The 15,711-nt window shown below is 64.8% G+C and carries 12 protein-coding genes; 4 read left to right on the top strand and 8 right to left on the bottom strand.

The window, feature by feature from the left end:
* Positions 1–62 precede the first annotated feature (62 nt).
* The 3 genes from eccA to ACFWVD_RS08855 all read left to right on the top strand — a co-directional run bounded on the left by eccA (position 63) and on the right by ACFWVD_RS08855 (position 5,582).
* Entirely contained in the window at positions 63–1,898 is a 1,836-nt protein-coding gene (gene eccA, locus ACFWVD_RS08865; protein WP_379241424.1) for a type VII secretion AAA-ATPase EccA, read from the top strand.
* A 274-nt stretch (positions 1,899–2,172) separates the two neighbouring features.
* On the top strand, positions 2,173–3,909 hold the full coding sequence (gene eccE, locus ACFWVD_RS08860; RefSeq protein WP_379241423.1) for a type VII secretion protein EccE: 1,737 nt from the start codon (positions 2,173–2,175) through the stop codon (positions 3,907–3,909).
* 173 nt (positions 3,910–4,082) lie between these two features.
* Positions 4,083–5,582: a hypothetical protein gene (locus ACFWVD_RS08855; protein ID WP_379241422.1), complete on the top strand. Its 1,500-nt coding sequence runs from the start codon at positions 4,083–4,085 to the stop codon at positions 5,580–5,582.
* Positions 5,583–5,603: 21 nt separating this feature from the next.
* Here ACFWVD_RS08855 and ACFWVD_RS08850 read toward each other — a convergent pair whose 3' ends face one another.
* The 4 genes from ACFWVD_RS08850 to ACFWVD_RS08835 all read right to left on the bottom strand — a co-directional run bounded on the left by ACFWVD_RS08850 (position 5,604) and on the right by ACFWVD_RS08835 (position 9,901).
* A complete protein-coding gene (locus ACFWVD_RS08850) occupies positions 5,604–7,118 on the bottom strand; it encodes a serine/threonine-protein kinase (protein ID WP_379241421.1) in 1,515 nt (504 codons plus the stop codon).
* A gap of 9 nt (positions 7,119–7,127) precedes the next feature.
* On the bottom strand, positions 7,128–8,432 hold the full coding sequence (locus ACFWVD_RS08845; RefSeq protein WP_379241420.1) for a hypothetical protein: 1,305 nt from the start codon (positions 8,430–8,432) through the stop codon (positions 7,128–7,130).
* Positions 8,429–9,616 carry a hypothetical protein gene (locus ACFWVD_RS08840; protein WP_379241419.1) on the bottom strand — a complete coding sequence of 396 codons (1,188 nt, stop codon included), beginning with the start codon at positions 9,614–9,616 and terminating at the stop codon, positions 8,429–8,431. Before ACFWVD_RS08840 ends, ACFWVD_RS08845 begins: the two co-directional genes overlap by 4 nt.
* 72 nt (positions 9,617–9,688) lie before the next feature.
* Positions 9,689–9,901 carry a hypothetical protein gene (locus ACFWVD_RS08835; protein WP_379241418.1) on the bottom strand — a complete coding sequence of 71 codons (213 nt, stop codon included), beginning with the start codon at positions 9,899–9,901 and terminating at the stop codon, positions 9,689–9,691.
* A gap of 148 nt (positions 9,902–10,049) precedes the next feature.
* Here ACFWVD_RS08835 and dtd point away from each other — a divergent pair, with 148 nt between their 5' ends.
* Complete coding sequence (gene dtd / locus ACFWVD_RS08830; RefSeq protein WP_379241417.1) at positions 10,050–10,493, top strand: D-aminoacyl-tRNA deacylase; 444 nt, start codon at positions 10,050–10,052, stop codon at positions 10,491–10,493.
* Position 10,494: 1 nt separating this feature from the next.
* Here the strand turns inward: dtd and ACFWVD_RS08825 are convergent, their stop codons facing one another.
* The 4 genes from ACFWVD_RS08825 to ACFWVD_RS08810 are packed head-to-tail and all read right to left on the bottom strand — an operon-like array spanning position 10,495 to position 15,653.
* Entirely contained in the window at positions 10,495–11,772 is a 1,278-nt protein-coding gene (locus tag ACFWVD_RS08825; RefSeq protein ID WP_379241416.1) for an ABC transporter permease, read from the bottom strand.
* Positions 11,769–13,043, bottom strand: coding sequence for an ABC transporter permease (locus ACFWVD_RS08820; protein WP_379241415.1), 1,275 nt, complete (start codon positions 13,041–13,043; stop codon positions 11,769–11,771). Before ACFWVD_RS08820 ends, ACFWVD_RS08825 begins: the two co-directional genes overlap by 4 nt.
* Before the next feature lie 8 nt (positions 13,044–13,051).
* The gene (locus tag ACFWVD_RS08815) at positions 13,052–14,563 is read right to left on the bottom strand and encodes an ABC transporter ATP-binding protein (RefSeq protein WP_379241414.1); all 1,512 of its coding nucleotides are present in this window, start codon (positions 14,561–14,563) and stop codon (positions 13,052–13,054) included.
* Between the two features lie 10 nt (positions 14,564–14,573).
* Complete coding sequence (locus ACFWVD_RS08810) at positions 14,574–15,653, bottom strand: BMP family protein (protein WP_379241413.1); 1,080 nt, start codon at positions 15,651–15,653, stop codon at positions 14,574–14,576.
* Between the last annotated feature and the right edge of the window lie 58 nt (positions 15,654–15,711).

The raw sequence follows: 15,711 nt of genomic DNA, 5'->3' as shown, positions 1-15,711 counted from the left end.
ACTAGCTTGGTGGGGGTAACGATGAAAGCTTCTCTCGTTCAACGAATTCGGGGTCTGACCACATGATCGACACTCGCCAGGCGCAACGCGCGTTCGACGCCGGCATGCTATCGCTCGGCTTGAGCATCGACGGACAGGAGTCGACTCGCGATCTGGAGTACGCAAAACTAGCCTTCCAGCGTGCCACCGAATGGGATCCCGGTATGTGCGACGCGTGGCTCGGACGCGCTGTCGCGGGCGAGATCACCGAGGACGTCCTACACAATCTGCACAAGACCAGCACAACGACGCTGTACCGCGAACAGCGTCGTCTTGGTCTACCGCCGCGTACGCTGGCCGGACGTTTTCAACCCGGTCTCTACATCGACTATCCCCTGGCGAATTTCACCGAGATCTGGCTGGCCTACGCCGCCCAACTCATCTCGACCAAGGAGTACGACGAAGCCGAACGGGTGCTCGACGAACTCGAATCGCACCGCAAGGCTCGCACCGTCGATCCGGAGTTCGAGATCGACAATCGCGCCACCGCCTACGTGCGCGCGGTGATGCACTACAACACGCAGCGTTGGTCCGATGTCATGACCATCCTGGCGGCGTCCGCAGAATGGGACGATCCTTACATGGCGGCCGGCGCCCATGTGATGGTCGGCACCGCCTGCGCGCAACTGGGCCTGTTCGGCGAGGCGATTCAGCGGATGGAGAAGGCCGAGGCTGGCCCGATCCCGGCCGCCCGCACCGCCGCGATGTTCTGCCGCGGCCTCTGCCTGCGTGAGGCTGGCAAACCCGACCAGGCGCAGGCGCTGTTCGAGAAGGTGTACTCGCAGGTGCCCGACTTCGAGGCAAACGCAATTGCCATGCGGGACCGTACTTTTCGGATCACCGTCACCAACCGCGAAGCCATCGAAGCTCGCACAGACAAGTGGGCGATCCCTTCCGCCTCTGCGGTGTTGGCGAAGGAGCAGGCCGAACACGAGGATCGCGCCAAACAGATTCTGGCCGACGCGCGCGCCGAACTCGACAAGCAGATCGGCCTGGCGTCGGTCAAGAATCAAGTAGCAAAGCTGCAGTCCAGTGCTCAGCTAGCCAAAATCCGTGCGGAGAAGGGGCTTTCCAGTTCGGCTCGCGGTCAGCATTTGGCCTTCACCGGGCCGCCGGGCACCGGCAAGACCACCATTGCTCGCGTGGTCGCCAAGATCTACTGCGGTCTGGGCATCCTCAAGACCGACAAGGTCGTCGAGGCCAAACGCGTAGACTTCGTCGGTCAGGCCCTCGGCTCCACGGCTATCAAGTCCGAGGCGCTCATTGATACCGCGATGGATGGAGTGCTGTTCATCGACGAGGCCTACACGCTGATCCAGGTCGGGCTGTCCGGCGGGGACGCCTTCGGCCGGGAAGCGGTGGACACGCTCCTAGCCCGGATGGAGAATGACCGCGACCGCCTGGTGGTCATCATCGCCGGATACGACGGGGAGATCGACCGCTTCCTGGCCGCCAACGACGGCCTGTCCTCCCGCTTCGCCAAGCGTCTCCAGTTCCCGTCTTATAGCGCTGAGGAACTTGGCCAAATCGGCAAGGTCATCGGTGACAAACGAGATTCAGAGTTGTCCGAAGGCGCGCTCCAGCAACTCATCCAGGTCTGCCAGCGGCTTTACGACATGGAGAGCACCGACCAGAGCGGCCAACCACGTCGTGGCGTTGACCTCGCCGGTAACGGCCGCTTCATCCGCAACTTGATCGAAGCTGCTGAGGAGGAACGCGAATTCCGGCTCGCCAACGATGACTCCATTGATCTCAGTGCAGTCGACGAGTCGGTGCTGATGCGGATCGAGGCAGCTGACATGAAGGCGGCGCTGGAGACGATCCTCAGCTCGCTCGGTTTGTCATCCGCGACGTCCTGATCGAGCGCGACGAGTTGGGTACATCGCTAGACGTGGTCGAGGACAGAATTCGGCAGCGCACGGTCTATTTCGGGGGAATGCAGTGAACAGCTCTTTGAACAATCCGGCCGATGTCGTCGAACGAAGCGCTCCCGCGCGTCGGCCAGGCACAGGTACCCCCCCACCCCGGGAGTCTGGCCGCCCACCGGGCGGGCGTCACCAGCCGGTGCCATCGCGACCCGCTTCAGACCCGGCGCGGCCAGAACCCCTCGGCGACCGGCCAAGACATCGCCGGGTGAGCACGGAACCCGCCGAACTCCGCTCGAATGAACTGTGGCTATTGCGGAACCTGCCGCTGCGACTGGTTATCCCCGTCGCCCTACTTGCCGTGGCGACTTCCCTAGTCGTGATCGCCTTCGGCGCGCCCTGGTGGGCGGCGGTGAGTGCGGGCGCAGTGCCTGCTGTCATCGGCCTGACCCCCATCGGCGGCACCCCGATGGGCCTGCGCGTGGGTCGCTGGGTGGCCTACCGGTGGCGTCAGTTCCGCCACCGTCCCCAGGTTGATGATGAGGCCATCGTCGATCTTCCACTGCCCGAAGGCGGCAGCTACGGAGTGCGCTGGGACGGCACCCTGATCACCACCATGCTGCGCATCGACCCGCCGCCGGACACGCTGACACTGCTCCGGCGTGGCTCGCTGAGCACCGACCAGATGCTGCCACTCATCGACATCGCTAACTGCCTACGACAATACGATGTCGAACTGGATTCGGTGGATGTCATCAGCACCGGCACTCGAACAGCGGGCACCGACGCGGTGGCATCCGGTTACGCCGCCAGTGTGGCGCATCTCGGACATATGTACGACGAGATCCTCGGCCCACTACCTGCCATCGCACACCGGACGGTGTGGATATTGGTACGGCTGAATCCGCTGGCCAACGCCAAGGCTGTCCAGAACCGCGGTGGTGGCCCCGAAGGAGTACTTCGCTCGGCCATCACCGCTACCCGACGGGTAACCAACCGCCTAGCCGCCCAGGGAATTACAGCCTCAGTCCTCACCAGTTCCGAGATGACCGCTGCGCTCCGCGAGGTGACCCGCGGGGTACCGGCCGAGGAGTTCGAGGAATCCGCGAACTCGCTCTCGCATGGCAAGGTGCACCTCACCACCTATAAAATCGGTAACGACTTATTCAATTCCGACGGCCTCGCCAAGCTCTGGGCGGTCCACAGCCTGGCAACGACGGTGACGGTCCGACTACGCCCAGTCAGCGAGACCTATGCCCGTACCGGCGCCGAACGCGACAATATCGAGGTCGACGCCCGCGTGCGATACGACACCATCGGCGAGTGGGACGTCCCGCCGGTGGAAGGACTGCGGAAGCTGCCACGCCGCCAAATGTGGGCGCTCATGGATACTTTGGCGTTCGACCCCAACAACATCTACGAGGCGGGTTACCGCGGACCAGCGACGGCACTGTCCGATGTCGCTGTCCCCACTGCGGGGTGCGGCCAACTCATCGGTGCCAGCGCCTCCGGTAGTGGAGTAGCTGTACCGCTCATCGGCTCAGGCTCGCGGCGTATCGAAATTATCGCCAGTCTGCCGCTGGCCCAGCAGACAATTCTTCGCGCCATCGCGCTCGGCGCAGGCGCAGTCGTGTACACCTCGCGCCCGGCAGCTTGGCAACGCATGATCGCCAATGTGTCAGCGCCGCACGCCATTTCATTGGCATCATCGATCACCAACAGTGCTCGCCACCAGACCATGTCGGCGAATACACCCCACCCAGCCGCCATCATGATCGTGTTCGATGGTGTCCCCACGACCACTCCTCCTGGCTCCGCGACGGTGATCACGGTGCGCGACAGGATCTCCCACGACCATCAATTCGATGCTGACGTGACGATTGTGCAACACCCGAATGACCTACAGTCGGTGACCGTGTACACGCCCGCGACGCGGACGACGGTGCGACAAGTCACTACTCCCGCCGAACAGCAACTGATCGGAGCAGTACCGCTGCGTCGATGATGCCGCGCACCAACCTTCCGTTATGAGCATGGCACCAGCAAGTGTGAGTGGCATCCGGAACGGACCGACGGTCGTCACCGATCTGTGACAGACTTGACCGATTGCACAACGGCCGCAGAAGGCCGGCGCACGAACGATGATGGGGCCGAATTGACGTCGCGATGGAACTGCTCATGACCGACCTGAGCGGCCTCGAACGGCGCGTCGCCGCAGACCGGGCTGCCACCCGCAGCCAGACCCCCGACGACTACCTGCGCCTGGCCGGTTCGCTCACCGAGTTCGCCCAGGGCCTGCTCGCCACCCGCGACGATCCGTCGGGCCGCGACCGCACCGCCGAGGCTTTGGAGCCCGCGCAGGAAGCCGTGGCGATCCGGCTGCACTGGCTGGTCGAGGGGTATGTCTCCTACGAATACGCCGGTGCGCTGCAGGACGCGTTGAAGTTGTTCGAGCAGGCCACCCGGCTGGTCGGGCATCGACAGTTGGCGACCAACACCATTCGCAGCGCCTGTTCGGCGTATCGCCAGGTCGCGCAGGACTACCCGGATGTGTCGGCGATGTGCGCCGACGGGTTGTCCAAGTGCGGTGTCTGGCTGATGCGTCTGGATCACGACGCGGCGGTCGCGGCGACCGAGTCCGCGGTGCGGATCCGCGCGGCGATGTACGCGCGCGATCACGAGCAGCCCGGCAAGTACCTGGCCAGCCTGAGCACGTTGCTGCGCACGCTGATGGTCGGCCGTTCGCGCAAGCAGGCCATCGCGAGTTACCGCACGCTGTACGCGGAAGTGACCACGACCGCCAGTACCGCGAAGTTGCGGGAAACCCGCGTCGAGGAACTCGACCTGACGATCAAGACCACCCAGGCGTTGGTGAAGTTGGGCGGCCCGACCCTCGAGCGCGCGGGCCGACTGACCCAACAGCAGATCCTGTACCAGTCGGGCGGCGACCTGGCCACCATCGACGAGATCAACTGGCGCCTTGCCCTTGTCGGCCTGAAGCCCCTTGCCGCAGGGGCGATGCCGGAGCCCCCGTCGCGCCCGGTGGAAATCTCGGCGACCTACGGCGCGATCGCGGTCCGCTGCTCAGCACCGGACGCACTCGATCAGGTCCGCACCGCCATCGCCGCCGCCTACGCGGCCGACGGCGCCGAGCCGGTCGACGCGGGCCGTTTCGCCGGCGTGCACGACAAGCACTGGGGCGTCAAAGAACCCAAAACCAACCTCGACACCGAACTCGGCGCAGACGTCGTACTCGTCGAAAAGTCCTCGGGCAGCTGGATTTCGGTGAAAAGCCTCAACTGGGAAATCGGCGCCCTGGGCAAACACCCACTCGCCGTCGCCCTTTCAGCGAAGTGGCCGGTCCTCACAGTAGCCACCATCGAAAACATCTCCTACGAACTGTGCCTCTACGACAACGGCGTCGCCACCCAATACGCCGCCCTAGGCCGCCCCGCAGGCCAGGCCCCCCTCGAAACCCCCCTGGCCCCACTCGATTTCGCGACCCTGGCCGACTACGGCGCCGACTATGCCTCCGAAACCCAGGTCCGAGCAGCCTTCGGCAACGCCGAAATGTTCGCGAAAGTCACCGAACTCCCCGGCGCAGGCATCCGCCAAGCCGCCGAAACCGCCCCCCTCACCGACTACGGCACCAACATCCTGTTCTTCGGCAAGAACTGATCCACGCCCGGCAGGCTGCTGTCAGGTGATGTGTCGACGCAGGATGGGCACCAGCGACTCCAGCGCCACCTGATCCGAACCAGCCACGTAATTTCGCAGCGCGACAACGGCTTTCGGGTCGTCGACGACGATGACCTTCGCGGGCACAGTGGTGATCTTGTAATCGAGTCCGAGCAGTGACCCCGCTCCCGAGTCCGGGTCACTGCGGATCACCAGCAGGTAGTCGGCCGCATAGTTGTTGCCGAGCGCGTGGTACTTCGCCATAGTATCGAGAACCCGTGGTGACACCTCGTCCCCGACGCGGACGAATCCGCTGTAGTACGCGAAGCCGATCGACTCGAGCAGCGCCGACTGCGGCGTTCCCGTCAGGTACATCGCATGCGACAACTCCTGGCCCGAACCGCCGCTCACCGACTCGCGTGCGCTGACATCGACGATGCCGATCGTCTTGCCCGCGAACTGCGGATTGTCGGCTCGAACCTGTGCTGCGGTCATCGGACCCGTGGCCGCGGAAGACATGGTGCTCGCAGCCGCCGAGGCCGGTTCGCCGCCGCTGGGCCGAAGCACCAGCACACCTGCGCCGACAGCCAACGCACCGACAACCGCCGCGGCCAGCAGCACACGTACACGGGGTAGTCGGATGCGCTGCACACGAGCAGGACGCCCGGCCGACGGCACGGGAGTGGGCCGCACACCGCCCGTCAGAGCCTGATCTGCCGCCTCGCTCAATTCGCGACAGCTGTTGAACCGACCAGCGGGGTCCTTGGCCATCGCGATGGCGATCACGTCGTCGATGGCCTGAGGCAACCGTGGATTGACAGCGCTCGGCCGGGGTGGCGCCTCGTAGAGATGCCCGGCCATGACGGCAGCCGGCTGCATCGCCGGAAACGGGTTCGCCCCGGTCAACAGCTTGTACAGGGCACAGCCCAGACCATAGATGTCCGTGCGATGGTCGAGTTGACCGCCGAGCAACTGCTCTGGTGCCGCGTACGCGATCGTCGCCAGGATCGCACCCGCCGCAGTGATCTCACTGGTATCGGCCAGCGACTTCGCCACCCCGAAATCGGTGAGCAGCACACGCTCGTCGTCGTGTGCGGAGGACGAGAGCATGAAGTTGGCCGGCTTGACATCGCGGTGCAGAAGTCCACGACGGTGCGCGTGGTCGAGGGCTTTGCCGACCTCGCTGATGATCCGCAGCGCCCGCGGCGGTGTCATCGACCGCGGATCCCTGACCAGTTCTGCCGCGACGTCGGTGCCGTCGATGTACTGCATCGCGATCCAGAGATAACCGCCTGCTTCACCCCGGTCGTTGACGGCGACGATATTGGGGTGGTCGAGGCTGGACGCGAGGTCGGCCTCGCGCTGAAACCGCGCCCGGAATTCGACGTCTCGGGTCAGCTCCGGGTTGAGCACCTTGAGTGCGTTGTGCCGAGGCAGGCTCGGGTGCGCGGCAAGGTAGACCGAACCCATCCCACCCGTGCCGAGCACCCGCTCGATCCGATATCCGCCGATCACGGCGCCTGGTCGCAGAGTCATCGAAACCCCTTATAGATAGGCGCTGTTGGCCAGCATCGCGTATTGGGCCGAGGCCCGTTGATGCACGTCGGAGATCTGATTGCTCATGACCACGGCGACGTAGCGGTCGTAATGCAGGACGCACAGGTACTTCGTCTGCATCGACACATACGGTTCCGCGGGCGAGTCCTCCTGCGCGTTGTTGAAACAGTGCGTATCCGGCAGGCCAGGCGGACCGGCCAATGGCGTGGTCGTCGGCAGGTCCTTGCGTGCTTCCCATACCTGCACTGCGGCGGGCCGGTCACGCGCTCGAAGCAACAGTGCACCGTCATTGATCATGCCGATCCGGTCGATGCCGCCCAGGTCGATCACGCGCCGCCATTCCTGTCGGTCTTCGGTGATCTGCAGGAACGTCCGCGGAACCAGCACTGCGGTGATGTTGCCCGACCCGCTGAACGTTGGCCCCGTGAAGGTGCCTCGCGTGTCCAGAATTCGACGGATCACACCGTCAGGATCCAGGTCCTGGCGCAGCATTTCCCGTGCCGACAGCGGAGGCAACGCGTCCAGCAGGGGTAGTTGAACGTCGAGGGTGCGCTCGGTCAACGACCGTAGCGCCGCCAGATCGGGCCGTGGCGTGACGGCGTAAACATGCACAACATACTGTCCGCGAGCCATCGTCGCCACCATCGATCGCACGCCAGGACGCCAATGCCCCTGGGCGGCAGGGTATTTGCCCAATGCGACCGCCGCGTTGAGGTCTGGCGCAAGGCCGAAGTCGGCCTGCTCGAGTTCGACAGCCGCCGCCTGGGCGCGGGGCTGATCGGGGAACTGCAACACAGTGACCCCCACCGCGGTGGTGTCACCGCTGTCGGGTTCTGCTTCCAATGCTGAACTCGCGTAGGTATTTTCCCGCTGCGGTGTGGACCGGCTTCTCGCCGAGAACCCGAACATCATCCCGTGTTTGTCGGCGACAGCCTGCGTGGCATCGGCGAGCACTCCACCGAGACCAGCTGAGGACGAGTCAACGGCTCTTGAACCGATCGAACCTCTGGACACGCCGTACCGCAACCCCGCATCGATATCGGTACCCAACGCCACGCTGCCCGCCAGCCGCGCGATAGCCAGCGACTGCCCCTTCTTCAGCGAGTGGTAATACTTGTCTTCCCGGAAGTCCAGCGGGAGGACGGGGTATTTCCCCACGTCGAGTTTCCTGACATCGATTTCGCCAGCAGCCGCCTGCCCTTGCACCGTCGCGCCGGTGGCCGAGACCGCGAGCGCAACAGCGAGCAACAGCCCCAATCCGTATCCAGCAGTTCGCCTTCGCGTGACTCTCATCGCGTGCTCACCAAGATCGCGTACTGGGCCGAGATCGCCTGCTGCGCATCAGCGATCTGGTTCGATGACACCACCGCGGCATAGCGGTCATGACTCACCGTGCAGTAGTAGCGGGAGACCGTCTTCGGTCTGAGACTCTCGTAGCAAGTCGCTGCGGCCAATCCGGCGGGAGTCTGGACAGTTCGCAAGAACTTGTCGTGGCCCGACTCGACCAGCAGTTGCCGTGCGCCGGCCGCGTCCCTGGTGCGATACACCGTGCTCTTGTCCTCGGACACACGATCGACCCCGGCCTGCTCGTACCCACGACGGGTGTTGGCGAAGTCGAGGGCGCCGTGTAGCGCCCCATGCCCGTCGCGGACAACGGGAAACACCGGATCGGCACCGGTTTCGCGCCCGATGGGCAGGGTGCGCGCGAGCATCTTGTCCGGGTCGACGGGTATCGACTGCAACCGGTCCACGGGTGTCGGCGTATGAGCGGCAAGGCGCTCCGCGGTGACTGTCAGTGCCTTATCGGCGATCGGGAGCACGGCGGCCTGATCCGAGATCTTCAGTTCCACATTCTCTTCACTGCGCGAGGTGACCTTGACGACGAATCGACCCGTTGCCATCCACCCCGTGACACGCTGCTCGTCATCGCGCCACAGCATGAGTGCGTCGGGATGGCGTGTGGACTTGATCGGCTCCGCCACGACATCGGGCCCGTGGCCCCGGCGATGGAGCGCGACGGCGGCCGACTGCGCCGCACCGACCGATTCGAACAGCATCGCGTGGACGGACAGTTCCTGCGAGATACTCGGGTCCTCGTGCGACCTGGCCCCGGTAAAAAAGCCTGCCACCAGGCCTTTCGTGTCTTCGTCGAACGTGTCACGGAAGGTCTTGGCCAGGTTCTCCCCCGGCCTCGGAAACGCCCGGCTGCCGGGTTGCGGCACCACGAACTGCGGATCGATCTCCACCGGCAACGGCAACACCGAACTCAGCCGCATACCCTCCAGATACCGAGCCAACGCCCACGACGGCGTCGTAGTGATCTCCCGTGCGACCCTCGGATACGGACCGACGTCCAGTTTCGCGAGATCGACAACCGGTTCAGGCGCCGCGGCATCCCCCGAGGGCTCGGACGAACAGCCGACCGCTACCAGCATCGCCGCGGCGAAAAGCCCCAAAAATCTTGCAGTACCGCGCATCCCCGCTGTTTCCCATGCGTCCGAATCTTGGAACCCGCTGCTTCCCACCAGGTCGCAGCGCCCTTCGTCATGTCAGGAGTTGCGGCGGGCGTCCCGCTTGATCCGGGCCGCGCTGCCGAAGCAACCGGCCGCGGCGACCAGCAGGCCCGTGGTGATGGCGCCGGTCACGCTGCTCGGCTCCATGCCGAACACCGTGAACATCAGGATGAACAGGCCGACACCCCCCAGTGCGGCGAGACCCATCAGGAACAGATTCTTGCGTTGCTGCTGTTGATCTTCGGTCATGAGTGTCAAACTATCCCACCGCGTACGTGCCGTAAATTCGTGCACCACAAGGGATTACAATCCTCATTCTGAATCCCTCACACCGCCTGAACCGGAATGGGCGGCCCCGGATTTCGTGGGCCTCCCGCGCCCGGCATGATCGGTGACTGTGCGAGTACTGCTGCAGCGTGTGACCACCGCCCAGGTGACCGTCGACGATCAGGTCGTCGGCCGCATCGATCCCGTCGCGACCGGCGCACCCCACGGCCTGCTCGCCCTCGTCGGCGCCACCCACACCGACACCGAAGCCACCGCGAAAACCCTGGCCGACAAGACTTTCCGCCTGCGCATCCTCGACGGCGAACGCTCCGCCGCCGACCTGAACGCCCCCATCCTGGTGGTCAGCCAGTTCACCCTCTACGCCAACACCAACAAGGGCCGCCGCCCCGCCTGGAACGCCGCCGCCCCCGGCACCATCGCCGAACCCCTGGTCAACACCTTCGCCGAAACCCTGCGCGAACTCGGCGCCACGGTAGCCACCGGCACCTTCGGTGCCCACATGCACATAGACCTCACCAACGACGGCCCGGTCACAGTCCTGCTCGAAGGCTGACCTACTTGTCCCCCGGACGGTATGGAATCCCGTCGGCGGCAGGTGCGATCGCCTTCCCGATGAACCCCGCCACCACCACCAACGTCACCACATACGGCAGCATCCCCAAGAACTCGGTGGGGATCGGGTTGCCGGGCATCGTGTTGAGGAAGCGTTCCAGTGCGCTGGAGAAGCCGAACAGCAGTGCGGCCAACAGTGCGCCCACCGGCTTCCAGCGGCCCACGATCATGACCGCGAGGGCGACGAAGCCAAGCGCCGCGGTCATGTTCTTGCTGAAGGCGACGTTGTTGGCGATGGTGAAGAAGGCGCCGCCGAAGCCGGACAGGGAGCCTGCGAAGGTGACGTTCCAGAAGCGCAGGCGGTTCACGTCGATGCCCGCGGCGTCGGCGGCGGCGGGGTGTTCGCCGATGGCGCGGGTGCGCAGGCCCCAGCGGGTGTGGAACAGCAGGTAGGACAGGCCGAACACGCAGGCCAGCGCCACGTAGACGAACAGGATCTGGTCGAACAGGATCGGGCCGAGCAGGGGGATGTCGGTCAGGAAGCCGAGTCCGATGTCGTGCAGGAATTCGCCGATGCGCGGCACCGTGCTGGGCCGATTCAGCGAATGGTCCATGCGCATGAGCCGTTCGAACAGGAACCCGGTGAGTCCGAGCGCGAGCAGGTTCAGGATCACGCCGGTGACCAGCTGGTTCACCGCGAACCGAGTGGCCAACCACGCGAGCAGCAACGTCGACACCATCCCGCTGATCACCGCGGCCAGGATGCCGACATAGGGATTGTCGGTGATCGACGAGAACAGCACAGCAGTGAAAGCACCCGCCAGGAACTGCCCTTCGATGCCCAGGTTGATCACGCCCGAACGCTCACACACCACCCCGGACAACGCACCGAAGATGAACGGCAACGCCAGGAACAGCGTCGACGCCAACACGAACTCCACCGGGAACCCCACCCCGGGCGTCACCACCCACGACAGCGCCGCGATCACCAACGCCACCACCGCGACCCCCACCAGCACCGCGTGCACCCGCGACGACAATGCCCGAGCCAGCAGCACACCCCCGATCAACGCCGTGAGCACCCCGAGAGTCACAACGATCGCCAGCGTAGGCAGAGTCCAGCTGCTGGCAGACGTCTGATCCAGCCGAAACGTAGTCGTGCGGTCCCCGATGAACAGCAGCCCGAAAATCACCAACCCCGACCCGAGCACCGCGAGCACAGCCCCGGCCGCACTGTGGCGCACATCCTCGGGCACGACGACCGGCGTCGAAGTACTCACCAGCCCCTCGCTTCCAAAGCGTTGAGCCCACCGCGCGGTGTGCGCAGGTGCAGCAGGGTTTTCACCAGGGCGGGCGCGGCCACGAACAGCACGATCACCGCCTGCAACAGCGTGGACATCTCGACCGGAATGGCGGGCTGCATGTGCAAGGTGCCCGACTTCAACGCACCGAACAGCAACGCCGCCGCGACAACCCCACCCGGCGATGCCCGCCCGAGCAGCGCGACGGTGATCCCGTCGAACCCGAACTCCGCGACCGTGCCCGGATTCACCGTGTACGGATTCAGCCCCATCACCAGCGCCGCCCCACCCAACCCGGCCAGCGCGCCGGACACCCCCATCGTGGTGACGAAGGTCCGCCCGATGTCGATGCCGGCGGTTTCGGCCGCGTTGTTGTTCGCACCGACTGCCCGCAACCGGTACCCGAATGTCGATTTGCGCAGCAACCACCAGATTCCCGCCGCCAGCGCCAACGCGATCAGCAACCCGACGCTGACCCGCAACCCCGACCCCGCCCAGCCCAGCAGCCGAGGCAACCGACCCGACACGTCCACCTGCTTGGAAACCAATTCCTGCGAGGTCGTGGAGTGAATGAACGTGGTCCCCAACGCCCAGATCAAGAAGAACGTGGCGATGTTGTTGAGCATGATCGACGAAATAACTTCGTGCGCACCGGTTTTCGCCTTCAGGTAACCCGGAACCGCGCCGAGCAGACCACCGGCCAACGCACCGGCGAGCAAGGCCAACGGCACGTGCAACAGCGGCGGCAGGTCGAGGGAGAACCCTACGATCACCCCGCCGAGCATCCCGAGAATGAACTGCCCGTGCCCACCGATATTGAACAACCCGGCCTGAAACGCCAACCCGACCGCAAGACCGGTGAAGATCAACGGCGTGGCATAGGTGAGCGTCTCCGAGATCGGCCGCAACACCTGCGCCAGCGTGGCCTCACCGTCGAAATACTGTTGCAGTCGGCCGATGTCGATGATCGCGCCTTCGAACATGTCGCGATACCCGGTGCTCACCGCCTGCCACGAGAAACTCAGCGCGTCCGACGGCTTGCGGAAGAAGTAACCCCAGGCCCCACGCACCGACGCGTCGGAGAAGATGATCAGCAGCGCGCCGATCGCGAAGGCCAGCAGCAACGAATAGACCGTCACCATCACACTGTTGGCCTCGGTCACGTACCCGAGGAAGGTGCGGCCGATGTCCCGTTTGGGTTTGCGTTCGCCGGAAGAGTCGATGTCCGGCTCGATCGTCGTACTCGGCATGGATGTCCTCAGCTCGCGGGGTCTGTGGGACGGTGGCCTGCCATGAGCTGGCCGATGATCTCGCGCGGCGTATCCGGGTCGACCTCGCCGACGATCTGCCCGTTGTGGATCACCGCGATGCGGTCGGACAGGGCCAGGATCTCGTCCAGCTCCGCGGAGATGAGCAAGACCGCGGTCCCGGAATCACGTTCGGCGACCAGACGACGGTGAATGAACTCGATGGCGCCGACATCCACGCCACGGGTGGGCTGCGCGGCCACCAGAACCGAACGGGGCCTGGAGAATTCGCGTGCGATCACCACTTTCTGCTGATTACCGCCCGACAGCGCCGACACCACCTCCCCCGGCCCCCTTGTCCGAATATCGAAATCGGCGATGGCCTTCTCGGCCAGTGTTCGCACCGCCGCGCTGTCGACCACTCCCCTGTTCGACAGCGGCTTGTCGCGATACTGGTTGAGCACGAGATTCTCGGCGACGGTGAAATCGCCCGCCAGCCCGTCGAGTCCCCGATCCTCCGGGATGTACCCCAGCCCGGCGACGATCCGCCGATACGGATCCCACCCGGTCACCGGCACCCCGCCCATCTCCACCGAACCACTGTCGGGTGCAACGGTTCCCAGCACCGCCCTGGCCAGCTCGGTCTGCCCGTTCCCCTCGACCCCGGCCAACCCGACGATCTCACCCGACCGCACCTGCAGATTCAGCCCATCCAGCATCGCCGTCCCGCGCTCACCGAGCACCGTCAAATCCTTGACGTCCAGCGCCACCTCCCCCGGCTGCGCGGGCGGCCGGTCCACAGTCAGCACCACCGACCGGCCGACCATCGCCGCCGCCAGCTCCGCCTCGGAATCGGACGGCGACGCCTGCGCCACCACCTTGCCGCGCCGCAACACCGTGATCGTGTCCGCGATCGCCTTGACCTCTTTGAGCTTGTGACTGATGAAGATCACCGACATCCCCGCACTGGTGAGATTGCGGATGATCTCGAGCAACTCGGCGACCTCGGGCGGGGTGAGCACCGCAGTGGGTTCGTCGAGAATCAGCAGGTCGGTCTTGCCCGACAGCGCCTTCACGATCTCCACCCGCTGCTGCACACCCACCGGCAGATCCGCACAGATCGCATCCGGATCCAGCGCCAACCCGTACCGTTCGGACACCTCGCGCACGGACTGCCGCGCGGTCGCCCGATCCAGACTCCCACGCCTCACATGCTCGCGCCCCAACTGCACATTGTCGGCGACACTGAACGGCCCGACCAGCTTGAAGTGCTGGTGCACCATCCCGATTCCCGCCGCGATGGCGTCACTGGGCGACCGCAATCGCACCGGCACACCGTCGATCAGGATCTGCCCGCTGGTCGGTTCGAGAATGCCGTAGAGCATGTTCATCAACGTCGATTTACCGGCACCGTTCTCGCCGAGAATCGCGTGCACCTGCCCCGGTTCCACGACCAGGTCGACATTGTCGTCGGCGAGAAAAGTTCCGAACGCCTTGGTCAGCCCGACAACTTCGAGTCGCATAGCAGTCTCCTCAAAGCTTCGGCGCGGCAGGGGAATTGATCACGATCTTGCCGTCGACGATGTCGCGGCGAATATCGGTTAGCTCCTGTTTCAGCGACTCGGGCACCTTCGCGTCGAAGTCGTGGAACGGCGCGAGTCCGACCCCGTTATTGCTCAACGTGCCCACATACCGACCGTCTTTGACGCCCCCCGCGAAGGCATTGTCGATGGCCACCCGAACAGCGGCGGAGATGTCCTTCATCGAAGAGGACAACATAATGTCCTTGTACTCCGGAACCGCCTCGTACCCATCGGAATCCACCCAGATCATGCTCACCCCCGACGCGTCCTGCACCGCCGACGCCCCACCCATCCCGACCGGCCCCGCCACCGGATGGATCACATCGGCACCCTGCGCGATGAAGTTCTCGGTAAGCGAGCGACCCGCGCTCGTATCGTCGAAGTTGCCGGTGAACGACCCGTTCTGACCCGCGACATCCCAGCCCAGCACCGCGACATCAGTCCCGTGCACCTTGTTGTATCCGGCCACCCCGGCCGCGAACCCGTCCATGAAGATCGTCACGGCGGGAATCTGCATGCCACCCCAGGTCGCCACCCGGCCGGCCTTGGACATGCCTGCCGCCAAATACCCTGCGAGATAAGAGGATTGAGCCGCGTTGAACTCCATCGAGTACACATTGCCCATGTCGACATGTGAGTCAACGATCGCGAACCGCTGATCGGGATACTCGCTGGCCACCTGCGCCACCGACTCCGCCATCAACCCACCGACGCCGATCACCAGATCGCAATCGTCATCAGCTGAAGCCCGCAGGTTGGGTTCGTAGTCGGCAGAACTGTTGGACTGACGGTAGGAACCGTAGACGCCAGGATTGGCGTCGATCGCGGCCTTGACCCCGTTCCAGCCGGATTCGTTGAACGACTTGTCGTCGACACCGCCGGCATCGGTGACCATGCAGGTCTCGAAACCGGCGTTGGCCGTGCCGTAGGTGTTACCCGATCCGGTATAGCGCGCGTCCGACGGCGGCTCGGCACAGGCGGCCAGCAGCGCCGTGGCAGCGCAGACGATCAACGCGATGCGAGATCTCATTACTCAGAGATACAGGACACCACCGACAACACCCCGGATTGGCAGGCCCACCTCGCGA

Source organism: Nocardia sp. NPDC058666, assembly GCF_042714895.1.
Classification (GTDB): domain Bacteria; phylum Actinomycetota; class Actinomycetes; order Mycobacteriales; family Mycobacteriaceae; genus Nocardia.
Note: the sequence above shows the minus strand (reverse complement) of the source record. Positions and strands in the feature narration are given on the sequence as shown.

Bases quoted from the DNA above. Each gene is read 5' to 3' on its own strand.
- ACFWVD_RS08815 (WP_379241414.1), bottom strand. From the start codon at position 14,563: ATGCGACTCGAAGTTGTCGGGCTGACCAAGGCGTTCGGAACTTTTCTC.
- ACFWVD_RS08855 (WP_379241422.1), top strand. From the start codon at position 4,083: ATGACCGACCTGAGCGGCCTCGAACGGCGCGTCGCCGCAGACCGGGCT.
- ACFWVD_RS08845 (WP_379241420.1), bottom strand. From the start codon at position 8,432: ATGAGAGTCACGCGAAGGCGAACTGCTGGATACGGATTGGGGCTGTTG.
- eccA (WP_379241424.1), top strand. From the start codon at position 63: ATGATCGACACTCGCCAGGCGCAACGCGCGTTCGACGCCGGCATGCTA.
- ACFWVD_RS08810 (WP_379241413.1), bottom strand. From the start codon at position 15,653: ATGAGATCTCGCATCGCGTTGATCGTCTGCGCTGCCACGGCGCTGCTG.
- ACFWVD_RS08835 (WP_379241418.1), bottom strand. From the start codon at position 9,901: ATGACCGAAGATCAACAGCAGCAACGCAAGAATCTGTTCCTGATGGGT.
- ACFWVD_RS08840 (WP_379241419.1), bottom strand. From the start codon at position 9,616: ATGCGCGGTACTGCAAGATTTTTGGGGCTTTTCGCCGCGGCGATGCTG.
- ACFWVD_RS08850 (WP_379241421.1), bottom strand. From the start codon at position 7,118: ATGACTCTGCGACCAGGCGCCGTGATCGGCGGATATCGGATCGAGCGG.
- ACFWVD_RS08820 (WP_379241415.1), bottom strand. From the start codon at position 13,043: ATGCCGAGTACGACGATCGAGCCGGACATCGACTCTTCCGGCGAACGC.